Annotated in this window: 13 protein-coding genes; 11 read left to right on the top strand and 2 right to left on the bottom strand. The window is 33.8% G+C overall.

From position 1 onward, the window contains the following. Nucleotides 1-12 precede the first annotated feature (12 nt). The 10 genes from EL082_RS11635 to EL082_RS11590 all read left to right on the top strand — a co-directional run bounded on the left by EL082_RS11635 (nucleotide 13) and on the right by EL082_RS11590 (nucleotide 12,157). Nucleotides 13-1,236 (top strand): AraC family transcriptional regulator, encoded by a 1,224-nt coding sequence (locus EL082_RS11635; protein WP_049416638.1) that lies wholly within the window; start codon nucleotides 13-15, stop codon nucleotides 1,234-1,236. A 407-nt stretch (nucleotides 1,237-1,643) separates the two neighbouring features. Further along, nucleotides 1,644-2,285 carry a bifunctional 2-keto-4-hydroxyglutarate aldolase/2-keto-3-deoxy-6-phosphogluconate aldolase gene (locus EL082_RS11630; RefSeq protein WP_049416640.1) on the top strand — a complete coding sequence of 214 codons (642 nt, stop codon included), beginning with the start codon at nucleotides 1,644-1,646 and terminating at the stop codon, nucleotides 2,283-2,285. 4 nt (nucleotides 2,286-2,289) lie between these two features. After that, nucleotides 2,290-3,300: a sugar kinase gene (locus EL082_RS11625; RefSeq protein ID WP_103286118.1), complete on the top strand. Its 1,011-nt coding sequence runs from the start codon at nucleotides 2,290-2,292 to the stop codon at nucleotides 3,298-3,300. 15 nt (nucleotides 3,301-3,315) lie between these two features. Continuing rightward, complete coding sequence (locus tag EL082_RS11620) at nucleotides 3,316-4,719, top strand: glycoside-pentoside-hexuronide (GPH):cation symporter (RefSeq protein WP_015365410.1); 1,404 nt, start codon at nucleotides 3,316-3,318, stop codon at nucleotides 4,717-4,719. 15 nt (nucleotides 4,720-4,734) lie between these two features. Further along, nucleotides 4,735-6,147, top strand: a complete 1,413-nt coding sequence (gene uxaC / locus EL082_RS11615; RefSeq protein WP_049416644.1) for a glucuronate isomerase — start codon at nucleotides 4,735-4,737, stop codon at nucleotides 6,145-6,147. A gap of 3 nt (nucleotides 6,148-6,150) precedes the next feature. Next, nucleotides 6,151-7,197: a mannonate dehydratase gene (uxuA, locus tag EL082_RS11610; protein WP_002451583.1), complete on the top strand. Its 1,047-nt coding sequence runs from the start codon at nucleotides 6,151-6,153 to the stop codon at nucleotides 7,195-7,197. Between the two features lie 21 nt (nucleotides 7,198-7,218). Next, nucleotides 7,219-8,061: an SDR family oxidoreductase gene (locus EL082_RS11605; protein WP_103286119.1), complete on the top strand. Its 843-nt coding sequence runs from the start codon at nucleotides 7,219-7,221 to the stop codon at nucleotides 8,059-8,061. Nucleotides 8,062-8,079: 18 nt separating this feature from the next. Next, complete coding sequence (uidA, locus tag EL082_RS11600) at nucleotides 8,080-9,885, top strand: beta-glucuronidase (RefSeq protein WP_049416647.1); 1,806 nt, start codon at nucleotides 8,080-8,082, stop codon at nucleotides 9,883-9,885. A gap of 371 nt (nucleotides 9,886-10,256) precedes the next feature. Beyond that, nucleotides 10,257-11,441: an acetyl-CoA C-acetyltransferase gene (locus tag EL082_RS11595; RefSeq protein ID WP_049416649.1), complete on the top strand. Its 1,185-nt coding sequence runs from the start codon at nucleotides 10,257-10,259 to the stop codon at nucleotides 11,439-11,441. A 158-nt stretch (nucleotides 11,442-11,599) separates the two neighbouring features. Beyond that, on the top strand, nucleotides 11,600-12,157 hold the full coding sequence (locus EL082_RS11590; protein WP_232012189.1) for a putative quinol monooxygenase: 558 nt from the start codon (nucleotides 11,600-11,602) through the stop codon (nucleotides 12,155-12,157). 569 nt (nucleotides 12,158-12,726) lie between these two features. On the opposite strand, the gene EL082_RS11585 is transcribed toward EL082_RS11590, so the two are convergent. Further along, nucleotides 12,727-13,395 (bottom strand): CHAP domain-containing protein, encoded by a 669-nt coding sequence (locus EL082_RS11585; RefSeq protein ID WP_103286121.1) that lies wholly within the window; start codon nucleotides 13,393-13,395, stop codon nucleotides 12,727-12,729. 837 nt (nucleotides 13,396-14,232) lie between these two features. Here EL082_RS11585 and EL082_RS11575 point away from each other — a divergent pair. Then, nucleotides 14,233-14,439 carry a DUF6440 family protein gene (locus EL082_RS11575; RefSeq protein WP_002466538.1) on the top strand — a complete coding sequence of 69 codons (207 nt, stop codon included), beginning with the start codon at nucleotides 14,233-14,235 and terminating at the stop codon, nucleotides 14,437-14,439. Between the two features lie 263 nt (nucleotides 14,440-14,702). On the opposite strand, the gene EL082_RS11570 is transcribed toward EL082_RS11575, so the two are convergent. Further along, on the bottom strand, nucleotides 14,703-15,446 hold the full coding sequence (locus tag EL082_RS11570; protein ID WP_103286123.1) for a cyclase family protein: 744 nt from the start codon (nucleotides 15,444-15,446) through the stop codon (nucleotides 14,703-14,705). Nucleotides 15,447-15,456 lie beyond the last annotated feature (10 nt).

Raw genomic sequence — 15,456 nt, 5'->3', positions numbered from 1 at the left:
AAGGTGATCATTATGTTAAATCAACAAATCTTTGATGTATTAAAAGTACATGCTTTTGAATTATTAATGATTGATTTAAATCATTACGAGTTATCAGATATAAAAAATATTAGTAATCACTTAAAGTCGCCATTTACAAATACTAAAAGTAAAAAATACAAAGTAGAGTTAAAGAAACTTTTAGAAAATATGAACAGCGATCGTATTTATCATTATGTGAATCAATTTGATGTTAATTTTTTGCTATTTAAATACAGAAAATATAATCGAGTGGTCATACTTGGTCCGTTTCTTCATCAACGACCAAATGAAAAAAGATGCCACGAAATGTTACAACAAGTACAAATTAAATATTCTAAATTATCGATATTAAAACAATATTTATTACAAATACCTGTTTGCCCGTACAGTCAAGCATTGAAAATGGCACATTTAACCGTACGATATTTAAAAAATCGAAACGTACATTATAAAGTTGAGACACTTGATTTTAGCTTTCATCGTAATACAGAATCACATGCGCAAGATAAAGAGCAATATGAGTATACATTTAACAAGATTAAAATATGTTATGACAATGAGAATAAAATGTTAACTGCTATTCAAAATGGCAATGTCGATGAAGCACTCAACTTATTTTCTGTAATGAATGTTTCAGTTGCAGGAATTAGGCGTGTTAAAGATGATTTATTAAACCATAAATATAAAGCATATCTACTTAACACACTGTGTCGTAAAAGTATTGAAAAAGCAGATGTGAATTTACTCATCATCAATGAAATATCTGCTAATTATGCAGCTGAAATTGATGACGCTACTGATGTTGAAACTTTAGAAATTATTACGAAACGAATGATATTTGATTATGCGCAAACGGCATTAAAAGTTAAATCATTAAATTATAGTTCTAATATCAACACAGTCATTCAACATATTAAGATTAATTTGGACCATCCTATACATCTAGAAGAATTGGCTGAATTAGTAGGGTTGGCGCCATCCTATCTTTCAAGATTATTTAAACAAGAAACAGGAAAGTCTTTATCTCAATATATTATGCAACTACGTGTTGAAAAGGGACGAGATTTACTACTTAATACGCCCATGACTGTAGAAGAAATATCCAGTTATGTAGGTTTCAAGCAGCAAAGTTACTTTTCAAAATGTTTTAAAATACAGTACCAACAGTCGCCCTTAGAATATAAGAAATCTTATAGTAATGAAAAGGTGACTTAAAATAATGGATTACGATTTACTATGACCTTTACATTACATTTTAAAATTATCACTCATTTTTAGATTTCACTAGCTCAAGTCATAGAAAATTTTGAAAATGGCCCTGATTTTGAAAATTGATGTCAAAATTTTATAAAAGAGTTTAAAAAATTACAAAAAATCATGTTAAATGATACTTTTTAAGTGTAATTTGGTACATGATAACTTACGTATTACTGCGATACACTGCAAAATTGAATAGATTTTAGAAACCCTTTGATACCAACTCTTATTAAAGATTGTATGAAAGGGTTTTATTTTTTTGTCAATTCAGACCTTTTTACACTGAATTAACGTTTTTTTAATTGGAAATATAATGAAGTTGGGTTGGCGAAGAAAACAATTAAAAATAGCGAGGAGCTGAGTAAATGAAAAAAATGCAGACATTAAATCGTTTACATGATAATTATCTCGTTGCTGTTGTCAGAGGCAAAAGTAAAGCAGATGCAATTGCAGCTGTAGAACATATGATTGATGGCGGTATATATAACATTGAAATTACCTTTACGACACCACAAGCAGAAGAAGTGATTCAACATTTAAGTCAACATGTAATAGACGAAAACGTGGTCATTGGTGCAGGAACGGTGTTAGATAGTACGACTGCCCGATTAGCTATTTTAAATGGCGCAGAATATGTGGTAAGTCCTCATTTTGATCCAGAGATTGCAAAAATGTGTAATCGTTACGCCGTACCTTATTTACCTGGATGTGGTTCGGTAACAGAAATTGTTCAAGCCATGGAAACAGGTGTAGATTTAGTGAAGTTATTCCCTGGTGATTTATTAGGTGCTAACTTTATTAAAAATGTGCATGGACCTATTCCTCAAATTGAACTCATGCCATCAGGTGGTGTGTCATTAGATAATTTAGAGGATTGGTATCGTAAAGGTGCATTTGCGGTCGGTATCGGTAGTGCATTAATGAAAAATGCAAAAGATGGAAATGATTCAGTAATTAAAGAGAACACAGAAAAATTTGTCGGAAAATTCAAAACAATAAGAGGGTGATGGTATGTCATTCATCACATTTGGCGAAATTCTAATGCGTTTAAGTACACCTAATCACCAAACGTTTAATCAAGCACAATCCTTTAATATTAATTACGGTGGCGCAGAGATGAATGTGGCGATAGGATTATCAGGATTAGGTGTCAAAACGTCGATGATTAGTGCTGTACCTGATAATGATTTAGGTAATCAAATTATTCAAAATTTAAAGCGATATGATGTCAATACTGAGCATATGAGTCAAAAGGAAGGCAGATTGGGCCTATATTATATCGAAAGCGGGTATGCTCAGCGTGCAAATCGACTTATTTATGATCGTCAAATGAGTACATTTAGTCAATTTTATCATCGAGATGATGATATCAAATCAATTTTAAAAGGTCATGATTGGTTTCATATTACTGGTATCACAGCAGGATTGAATCAAGAATTATTATTATTTTTGAAAAAAGCAGTCAAAGTTGCGAAAGAATTAGGTCTATTTGTAAGTTGTGACTTGAATTTTAGAGCAGCACTATGGGACTTTGATACGGCCAGAAAAGAAATGTCAGACATATTATATGATGTGGATTTAGTTTTTGGTTATGAACCGATAGCATTGCCATATGACAAAGGTCACGACCAAAAAGATGGATTAGATAGAATGACAGATATTGATGTCATAAGACCATATTTAACTCAAATCCATAAGAAGTACAATGTTCAATATATTGCGTTTGTACAAAGAAAAATTTTTAACCATAAAAGAAACCGCTTACAAGGATTTCTATCTACAAAGGATCAATTAGCAAAAACTGAGCCTTTGGATGTTGATATTTTGGATAGATTAGGAACTGGGGATGCATTTAGCGTAGGTGTCATTTATGGGATTATGCAGAAATGGAATTTAGAAAAAATTGTTGAATTCGGTATTTATAACATGAGCTATAAACACAATATATTTGGTGATTTTAGTTATGCAAGTCTAGAAAATATTTACGCATCTATTCAAAGTAATCGAGATATCAATAGATAGAAAGAAGGCGGGATTATGGGAGATACAGTTGAAAAAAGAGAAAAACGAAAAATGCATAAATTTAATCATATCGAAGACGCTACATTAAGTTTTAAAGAAAAGTTATCATACGGATTTGGTGACTTAGGTAACGGTATGATGTTCGATATGGGTCAGATTTATTTAATGATGTTCTTTACAGATATTCTTGGTATTTCAGCTTTTTACGGTGGTCTTGTATTTTTAGTGGCAAAGATATTTGATGCCTTTGTAGATACAGGTGTAGGGACAATCGTCGATTCAAGACGAAATATCGGTCCTAAAGGGAAGTTTAAACCGTTTATCTTATACGGTACAGTTCCTTTAGCAATTGTAACGGTTTTATCATTTACAGCACCTGATTTTAGTTATACAGGTAAAGTCATTTGGGCATTTGCAACATATTTATTATTTAACGCAGCGTATTCTGTAGTTAATATTCCGTATGGTTCATTATCTGCAGCTATGACTTTGAATGCGGATGATAGAACACAATTATCAGTATTTAGAAACTTAGGGTCACAAAGTGCATTATTTATAGCAGGTATTGTGGTTGTGCCAATGGTATCTCAATTTGATAATCATGCTATTGGATATCCAGTAGTCGTTGCTGGTATGGCGATACTTGGTGTCATCTTCCACTTAGTTTGCTACAAAGGTGTTAAAGAACGTCACGTTATTGAACGTCCAAAAGAAAAAGGTGTGAACCAAAAAGCATTCTTTAATTTAGTGAAGAATGAAGCATTTGCAACATTGGCTATTTTTACATTATTAACAATTATGTCTATGTTCTTAATTCAATCTTGTCAGTTGTATTATTTTAAATATGTTTTAGATAAACCTAATTTAGTAGGTCTCGTAAGTACATTAAACTTTGTTGTCTTACTACCCTCTCTATATGCAACGACATTAATTAGTAAAAAAATGGGCAAAAAAGCAACTGCAATGATTGGTGTAGCAGGATTTATCGTGTTTGAAAGTGTAAACTTCTTATTCTTTAGTGAAAACTACATTATGTTTTTAGTTATCAATACAATTGCACAATTTTTCTTAGTTATTCCTAATACAGTTATTTGGGCATTTATTGCCGACGTTGTGGAATATGGTCAATGGAAATTTGGTTTACGTTCTGAAGGTATTACGTATTCAAGCTACAGCTTTACAAGAAAAGTATCTCAAGCACTTGCAGGATTTGTACCTGGCTTAGCGTTAACATTAATTGGTTACACGCCAAATGTAGAGCAAACACCAGGAACGATTGCAGGACTTAAAATTTTATTCTTTGTTGTACCAGCAGTAGCAAGCTTAATCGCACTGATTGTCTTCTTCATTTGGTATCCATTAACAGACAAACGACACAAACAAATTGTTAAAGAACTTGCACTAAGAGAAGAACTATAGAGGAGTGGAGATAACATGGCTTTTATCAATGAAAACTTTATGTTGGAAAATGAAATAGCTAAACATTTATATCACGATTTTGCGAAAGATATGCCAATTTACGATTATCACTGTCATCTAGATCCTAAACAAATTAGTGATAATGTTAAATGCGATAATATCGCTGAACTATGGTTGAGTGGTGACCATTACAAGTGGCGTGCCATGCGAGCGCAAGGTATAGAAGAAAAATACATTACTGGTGATGCAGAGCCACTTGAAAAATTCAAAAAATGGGCTGAAGCATTAGAAAATTCTATTGGGAATCCTTTATATCATTGGTCACAATTAGAATTAAAAATGTATTTCAATATTGATGATTTACTTACTAGTGATAACGCAGAAGAAATATATCATCGTGCGAATGATTATTTGAAAGAACATCAGGTTACAACTCAATCTCTTATTAGTAATTCAAATGTCAATTTGATTTGTACTACTGACAATCCAACAGATGATTTAGCTTATCATGATGCGATTAAAGCACAAGATGATTTCAAAACGGTGGTTTTACCAGCATTCCGACCTGACGATGTTTTTAAAGTAGGCGAACCTGCTTTTCTTGAATTCGTACAAAAGTTAGAACGAACAACGCACAACATTGAAAATGCAACGCAATTTGTAGAAGCACTTAATCAACGTATTCAATATTTCCATGACAAGGGTGGCCGTTTAGCTGACCATGGTTTAGAGGAAATCCATTTTGAAAACTATACAACTCAAGAAATTGAAACAATATATAATAAGGCGCTCAATAAAGAAGACATATCTACACATGAACAATTCCAATTCCAGACATTTATGTTGAACGCGTTAAGTAAAGCTTATTATGAGCGTGGTTGGGTAATGCAAATTCATTTCGGTGCGATTCGTAACAATAATACTAAAATGTTTGAACAAGTAGGTAGAGATGCTGGATTTGATTCTATTCGAGATCAAAATAATCTTGCTTATCACTTAAATGCTACATTAGATATGATGGAAAAAGAAAATCATTTACCGAAAACGATTTTATATAATTTAAATCCAATCTATAACGATATTGTTGGATCTACAATTGCCAATTTCCAAACTGAACCAGGTATTCAAAGTAAAGTCCAACACGGTGCTGGTTGGTGGTTTAACGATACGAAACGTGGCATGTTAAGACAAATGTCATCATTGGCAGATCAAGGTTTACTTATGCATTTTGTAGGTATGCTAACAGATTCAAGAAGTTTCATTTCATATTCAAGACATGATTACTTTAGACGCATTTTATCTACATTTATAGGTGATTTAGTAGAAAAAGGTGAAATTCCGAACGATGACCGCTTATTACAAAAAATGATTGAGAACATTTGCTACAACAATGCATATCACTATTTCAAGCTCATTAAGGAGGACTAAACGATGAAAATGTCATTTAGATGGTATGGGAAAGATGATCCCATTAGCTTAGAATATATTAAACAAATCCCAGGGATGAAAGGGATTGTTACTGCGATTTATGATGTGCCAGTGGGTGAAGTTTGGCCATTAGATAAAATTAAAGCATTAAAACAAGAAGTTGAAGATGCAGGTATGGAAATATCAGTAATCGAAAGTGTACCTGTACATGAAGATATTAAATTAGGTAAACCAACAAGGGATCAATACATTGAAAACTATTGCCAAACATTACGTAATTTAGGTGAAGCGGGTATTAAAACTGTTTGTTATAACTTTATGCCTGTGTTTGACTGGACGCGTTCTCAGTTAGATTATCGATTAGATGACGGTTCAACTTGTTTAATTTACGATGAAAATGATGTCGAAAAAATGAATCCATTAAGTGGTGAATTATCACTTCCAGGTTGGGATTCAAGCTACACGAAAGAAGACTTAAATCAATTATTCGAAGATTATAAACAAGTAGACGAAGAAAAACTATGGGAAAACTTAAACTACTTTATTCAAAAAGTCATTCCAGTAGCCGAAGAGGAAGATGTTCTGATGGCAATCCATCCGGACGATCCACCTTGGAATATCTTTGGTCTGCCACGTATCATTACTAATAAAGATAATTTAGAACGATTTATTAACTTATATGATTCCAAGCATAATGGATTAACAATGTGTTCTGGATCATTAGGCGCTGATCGTCGAAATGACTTTGTTGAAATGTTACGTTACTTTGGTGAAAAAGGACGAGTACATTTTGTACATGCACGTAATGTTAAATTAATAGGTGACAAGTCATTCCAAGAATCTGCCCATTTATCAGAAAAAGGTTCAATCGATATGTATGAAGTAGTAAAAGCTATGTATGACTTTGGATACGAAGGCCCAATTAGACCTGACCATGGTCGAATGATTTGGGGCGAAACTGGTAAACCAGGGTATGGATTATATGATCGTGCATTAGGTGCAACATATTTAAATGGCTTATATGAAGCAGTAAGTAAAAGTAGACAATAGTTTTAAAGGGAGATGGAATTTATGGAATTGCCTTTCAATGTCGATTTATCAAATAAAGTCGTTGTGATTACTGGAGGTACTGGTGTACTTGGTAGTGCAATGTCTATGGCTTTAGCACAAAGTGGTGCTAAAGTCGCAATGATTGGAATCAGTGAAGACGCAGATGGTCTAGTAGATAAAACAGAAAAAGCAGGTGGCACTGCACGTGTGTTTTTAGGCGATGTAACTAAAAAAGCCGAAATGGAAAGAGTTAAAAAAGAAGTTAATGATGCATTTGGCAGTGTAGATATTTTAATCAATGGTGCTGGTGGAAACTCTCCTAAAGGCACAACAGATGATGAACGTTTTGAAGGTGAACTTGAGCAAGATGGTAAGACATTCTTTGATTTAGATGAAAAGAGTGTTGGTTTTGTGATGGATTTAAACTTCTTAGGTACGTTTATTCCTTCTCAAGTGTTTGCGACAGATATGTTAGACAAAGATGAAGCTACAATTATTAATATTTCATCTATGAATGCATTCACACCATTAACTAAAATTCCAGGATACAGTGGTGCTAAAGCGGCAATCAGTAACTTTACACAATGGTTAAGTGTATATTTCTCTAAAACAAATATTAGAGTTAATGCCATTGCACCAGGATTTCTACTAACAAAACAGAATGAAGCATTACTATTGAACGAAGACGGAAGTTACACGGAACGCTCTAGAAAAATCATCAATGCTACCCCTATGGAGCGCTTCGGTAAACCGGAAGAATTAATTGGAGCATTATTATTCTTAGTAAATGAACAGGCATCTAGTTTTGTAAATGGTGTGGTATTACCAATCGATGGAGGATTTAACGCATATTCCGGTGTCTAATGATAGGAGGGAAACATTTTGTTATATCCAATATTAACTGAAACAAGACAGCTAGTTGATTTGTCAGGAACATGGAAGTTTAAATTAATCCAACATCAAGAAGCAATAGATGTTAGTCATCCGTTGGACACAGAGGACGTGATGGCGGTTCCAGGTTCGTATAATGATCAAGGTGTGATTCAGAGCATTAGACGTCATGTAGGTGAGGTCGTCTACGAAAGAACAATTGTCATTCCTAAACATCTTAACGGGGAACGTATTGTCTTACGATTTGGTTCTGTAACACATCATGCCACAGTGTATATCGATGGCCAAGAAGTCGTTACCCATTCTGGAGGTTTTCTACCTTTTGAAGCCGATATTTCCGATATTGCAACAGTAGGAACCCATCGATTAACTGTGAAAGTAAACAATGTATTAACACATAGCACATTGCCAGTGGGTAATTACAGTGAGCAAACACGAGAAGACGGGACAGTCATACCTATCAACGAGCCTAATTTTGACTTCTTTAATTATGCAGGTATTCACCGTCCTGTGAAAATTTATACGACACCTCACACATTTATTAGTGATATAGCCATTAACCCAGAATTAAAAGGGGTTGATGAGAGTATAGTTCATTATGAAGTATCGATGGTGAACGGTGGCGAAAAAGTAGACAGCGTTAAAATCACGATTCTGGATGAAAATGATCATGCAGTAGCCGAAAGCGAAGGCGCTAAAGGCGATGTAACTATTCAAAATCCTAAATTGTGGCAACCTTTAGATGCCTATTTATACAATATGAAAGTAGAATTACTCAACGATAATGAGTGTGTAGATGTTTATACAGAACGTTTCGGTATTCGATCTGTTGAAGTGAAGGATGGACAGTTTTTAATTAATGACAAACCATTTTATTTCAAAGGTTTCGGTAAACATGAAGATACGTATTATAATGGTCGAGGCTTAAACGAATCAGCTAACGTCATGGACATCAACTTAATGAAATGGATAGGTGCTAATTCATTTAGAACCTCTCATTACCCATATTCAGAAGAAATGATGCGTTTAGCAGATGAACAAGGTATTGTAGTGATAGATGAGACAACAGGTGTCGGTATACATCTTAATTTTATGGTTACCTTAGGTGGCGCAATGACACATGATACATGGAAAGAAATTGATACTCATCAAGCTCATCAAGAAGTCATCGAAGACTTGATTGCAAGAGACAAGAATCATGCATGCGTAGTCATGTGGTCAATTGCCAATGAGCCAGCGTCTAATGAAGCGGGTGCTAAAGCGTACTTTGAGCCATTTGTAAATTTAGCACGTGAAAAAGATCCACAACATCGCCCAGTGACTATCGTGACTATTTTAACGGCACAACCAGATGTATGTGAAGTTCAAGATTTAGTCGATGTGCTTTGTCTCAATAGATACTATGGTTGGTATACACAATCAGGTGATTTAGAAAGCGCTAAACAATCATTAGATAATGAGTTGGCAGAATGGTCGATACGACAACCAAATAAGCCTATCATGTTTACAGAGTATGGTGCGGATACGCTTGCAGGTCTACATGCGATTGATGATCAAATGTTTACAGAAGAGTATCAACTGAATTATTATAAAGCCAATCATGAAATTATGGATAAATATCCACAATTCATCGGTGAGCAAACATGGAACTTTGCTGACTTTGAAACATCAAATGGTATTATCCGTGTTCAAGGTAATAAAAAAGGTATCTTCACACGAGATCGTAAGCCAAAAGCGATTGCCCATTACTTTAAAGAACGTTGGCAACATATACCTCATTTTGGTTATAAATCTTAATATTGAGATAGTTTATAATGTAAGCTAAAAGTAAATATCAGATAACGTATGGAAGAGGTCGGGACAGAAACTTGCTTTTCGGACGCCGTTAATCGGTTTCCGAGAGCACAAAAATTTATGTCTTAACCTCTTCGTTTTATATATATACATATTTAAATAAGTTATGACTGTTTCTCGTTATGGTCTTTGTGGTAAATTTGAATAGAATTTTGGTAAAATATGAATAATGAGTGAACAAGCGTGTTAATAACTATATTTCATCACCATTTATTAATCATCTAGGCATGTTTGTGATGAAAAAAGTTGCGTTATTCATTAATGAAATTGACATAGTATATCTTTATATAAATTAAAAGGAGATGAGCTAACTTATGTCTCGTATCGTATTAGCTGAAGCATATCGTACACCAATTGGCGTGTTTGGAGGCGCTTTTAAAGATATTCCTGCCTATGATTTAGGTGCTACTTTAATTAAACACATTTTAAAAACAACTCAAATTGATCCAAAAGAAATTAATGAAGTGATATTAGGTAACGTTTTACAAGCAGGTCAAGGACAAAACCCAGCTCGCATAGCATCAATTAAGGGTGGTTTACCTGAATCTGTTCCAGCATTTACAGTAAATAAAGTCTGTGGTTCAGGATTAAAATCTATTCAATTAGCGTATCAATCTATTTTAGCAGGTGACAATGACGTCGTATTAGCAGGTGGCATGGAAAGTATGTCACAATCACCGATGCTTATGAAAAATGCACGCTTCGGGTTTAAAATGGGTAACCAAGCGTTAGTTGATAGTATGGTAGCAGATGGATTAACAGATGTATTTAATGATTATCATATGGGGATTACGGCTGAAAACTTAGTTGAAAAATATAGTATTAGCCGTGAAGCACAAGATGAATTTGCTGCACAATCACAACAAAAAGCAGAAGCCGCTCAAAATAGTGGTGCTTTTGATGCGGAAATCGTTCCAGTCGAGGTGCCACAACGCAAAGGCGAGCCTATTGTCGTATCAGAAGACGAAGGTATTAGAAAAGGTACAACAGCTGATAAATTGAGTCACTTGAGACCTGCCTTTAAAAAGGGCGGATCAGTAACAGCTGGTAATGCGTCAGGTATTAATGACGGTGCATCAATAATGTTAGTAATGACTGAAGAAAAGGCAAAAGAATTAAATATTAAACCTATCGCTATTTTAGACGGCTTTGGTACTAGTGGTGTGGATCCTTCTATTATGGGGATTGGTCCGGTTGACGCAGTGAAAAAAGCACTACAACGTACAAACCAATCTATTGAAGATATCGATGTCTTCGAACTTAATGAAGCATTTGCATCACAGGCTTTAGCAGTAAATCAAGAATTACAATTACCTGCTGAAAAGGTTAATACTAAAGGTGGTGCCATTGCTTTAGGTCATCCTATAGGTGCCTCAGGTGCACGTATATTAGTGACACTTTTACATCAATTAAACGAAGAAAAGCAATCAGGTATTGCCTCATTATGCATTGGTGGCGGACAAGGTATTGCGACAGCGGTGACACGTTATCAAGAGTAAGGGGAAAAAGAGACCTAGAAATTGTCAATTAATAAAACGAATAGTGGAGGATATAAGATGACACAAATAAATTAATCGATTCTCAACAACCTGGAACAGTTTTAAAGAAGACAGCCAAAGAAGGAAAAGGGGAAGAGTTATTTAATCTAACAAATAAGATGCACTACAACGGAGATCCAGATGGCCCAATAGATTGGATATTGTGTAAAGATGATCATAACCCCAATATTTTGTGGGCATTCGAATTTTATAGAGACGATGCCTCATTCAAACGTCATTTCGATAATCCAGTTATAGATGAAGGTCATGATAAAGTTATTGAGCTTTTAGATGATGTGCCAACAAGAGTTGTAGTATATCCAGAATATTCAGGTAAGCAAAGCGAAAAAAATTCAGATTTATTGATTGATTCCCTACAACCTGGAACAGTTTTAAAGATGACAGCCAAAGAAGGAAAAGGTGAAGAGTTATTTAATTTAACAAATAAGATGCACTACAACGGAGATCCAGACGGCCCAATAGATTGGGTATTGTGTAGAGCCGTTGATGACCCAGATGTATTATGGGCATTTGAATTTTATAAAGACGATGCTTCATTTAAACGTCATTTTGATAATCCAGTTATAGACGAAGGACATGACAAAGTCATCGAATTGTTAGCGGATATGCCAATGAGAGTAGAAGTTCATGCTATGTATTCTAGTAAAAAAGTATAAACAATAGATTGAGGTTACAAATTATGAATATTGTTTTTAGAATTGCATCATAGCAAATCATTAAAGTATTATTTTTTATATGCATCACAACGTACAATTTCAAATTGTACGTTGTTTTTTTCGAAATCATACATCTTTTGGAAGGTAGAAGTAAATAATAAAATATGAAAGTAATGATATGAACATAATGTTTAAAATCAAGTTTAAATAAAAAATAAATAGATACTTATATTGGAATAAGTACTTATAAAAAATGAATATCGATTTAGAAATAGGACAATCATGATTCAGTAAGTTATACTTTTACAATATTGTTTGCAAAATTTCAATTTTAGAACACTAAATTTAAAATTGAAATTATTTTAAGAATAAAATGAATTCGTATATACATTTTATAATTTTAATGTTATACTCACCATAGTTTGTTTGGTAAAAAATCTTGTTTTTTTAGCCTATGTATACCTGTTCAGTATACATAGGTTTTTTTATGTGTATTATGTTGAATAACAACATAAATACACACCCCACTAGGTAGTAGGGTGTGTTTATTACATCTTTTCATCTCTCAATTATGATAAATGAATATAGTTATAAGATTTAGCTTGGCTTGCTGAAATGGTACGAGTGTCTGTTACAAATGGTCCTCCCGAATAGTTCATTTCTGAAACGGTTACTGAACCATCACTACTAACGCTTTCTATATAAGCAACATGGCCATAACTACCCGCTGATGATTGTAAAATAGCGCCTTTTTCAGGTGTGTGATTTACAGTATAGCCATCTGCTTGTGCTGCACTTGCCCAATTGTTTGCATTACCCCACGTAGTACTGATTTTACCTCCGACTCTATCGTAAACGTACCATGTACATTGTCCAGCAGTGTATAAGTTACCAGATGTAGATGATGAACTTGAAGAATTTAAGCTACTTGAACTATTACTTGTAGTTGTATTGTTATTTTGTTTGAATGATTGTTGTTTAAATTGTGGCTGTTTATAACCACTAGATTGATGATTAAATTGTGGATGCCATTGCCCATTCATTTGATTATAATTTTGGTTGTCTTGATGGCTAAATTGTCCATTAAATCCTCTGGGGCTTTGTTGGTGAAATGGCCCTTGTTGTTGAGGTGCTTGATGATGATTATATTCTGCAGCATCTGCATGATTGTCATTTATCCCAAATAATGACACGCCAATACCAGCAGTTAGAGTTGAAATTGTAGCGATTTTTTTCATAATAAAACGTCCTCCCAAAAGTTGTATGTCTACCATAGATTGAAGTAGCGAAAGGCAGCATACATTACCGTTTTTTTATTTAAAAATTTCGTTGCGAACAACGATAAGCTACACTCTAACAGAACAATTGATAATGATGGTCAATGTTACGATTTCGTAATTGAAATTCAATTCACCTGAACAACACCGTAATAATAGGGTTGGCAATATTACTTAGTGTAATAAAACGTGAACTACTGATGTTTGCTATGTTAATTTTATGTTTTGTAATTATTGAATTAGCTTGAACGTTACAAACGATTGTAATAAATGTAGGAGGACGATTTATTATAAAAACACGATAATGAGCCGATATTCTGATTTGAAAAGTAAAAAAGCACTCATTAAAGAGTGCCGTTTGATTTAAAAGAATGTGAGTAGTATGAAGATGATGAAAAAAATGCTAGTAAAAGTAACATCTTTCCAATTTTTCTCAATGGTATATGCCCCCACGGAGAGTAATAGACCAATAAGTATAAAAATATTATCTACTGATTTTAAGTGGGCTTCTCCATAAATACTATCTAATATAATACGAAGAATAAAAATGAGCACGCCAATTATAATCAGTGTTATACTAACCAATTTTAAGTAAAAGGATATTTTTGTACTATTTGTCTTTTTGTCATTTATATTGTTAGAACTCATATCCTCCACCCCTATACAATAAATTTACCACTCAATCATTATTAATATTCACAATAAAATAATTTGAAAATAATGATTGAGTAATAAGATGTTTTAGATAATAGTTAAGTGAAATATATAATTAGAGAATGTTTGAGGAGGGCTTTGCACATGTTTAATAACAAGAAAGCAGATGATCGCTTTGATGTAGAAAAGGTCTCAAAAGATTCTACTATGCGTTGTTATGTATTAACTGATAAAGAAACAGGCATCCAATATCTTGCTACTTGGGTGAGTACAGGTGGTGGTATTACACCATTATTAGATGAAAATGGAAATATAACCAAAGTGGATACTACTTCATTGAAAAATGATTAATTTACATAGTAATTTTTTATAGGAGGTATTACTTTGGTACTTATGGTTATAAGCGGCTTCGTAACCATTTTTATTCTATTTAGTATAAGTAAATTTTTAAAAGAAAATGAGAAATAAAAACTGCAACGGCAAGCTTGTAATTCAAAACAAGTTGCTGCCGTTGCAGTTATTTATATATTAGAGAGTTTTCGTCTATATTAAGATGATTAAGTCATGTTGTATTTATTTCAATATCAACACTATGCATATGTCCTTTTAATAAATTAAGGTTTAATTGCAAATGCTCGAACTGGGAAACCAGGGGCATCTTTAGGCTTAGGACTTATCGCATAGATAACCGCACCTCGGGTAGGTAGTTGATCTAGGTTCGTTAACAGTTCGACTTGGAATGTATCTTGGCCTAAAACATAACGCTCACCTACGATATCACCATTTTTTGCAATGTCTACAGATGCGTCAGTATCAAATGTTTCATGACCGATAGATTTGATATGACGTTCTTCAATTAAAAACTTTAATGCATCTAATCCCCAACCAGGTAGGTGTTGTTGACCTTCAGCGTCTTTGTTTTCAAATGATTCAATGTCCGGCCAACGTTTTGACCAATCCGTACGTAAAGCTACAAATGTGCCAGGTTCGATAGTTCCATTATTAGATTCCCACTGTTCTAAATGTTCACGTGTAACAATAAAGTCAGCGTTTTGAGCGACATCTTGTGAAAAGTCTAAAACAATCAGTGGTAATACTAATTCCTTTAAATCTAATTCTTCAAGGTATCTCTGATTTTCAACGAAATGAATAGGGGCATCGATATGTGTACCATATTGTGTGACGATATTCCATCGTTGAACATAAAAACCATGTTCTTGAACTGTGAATAACGTAGAAACTTCACCCTTTTCAAAATCACTGAATCTTGGGATATCAGGGTCGAAAGTGTGTGTTAAGTCGACCCATTTAGACTCTTTTAACTGGTTTAATTGATCCCATAAAGGATAATTTGACATAAGCATCATC

The sequence above is a fragment of the Staphylococcus warneri genome (assembly GCF_900636385.1).
Classification (GTDB): Bacteria; Bacillota; Bacilli; order Staphylococcales; family Staphylococcaceae; genus Staphylococcus; species Staphylococcus warneri.
The sequence above is the reverse complement of the archived record's forward strand: the minus strand, read 5'-3'. Positions and strand labels throughout refer to the sequence as shown.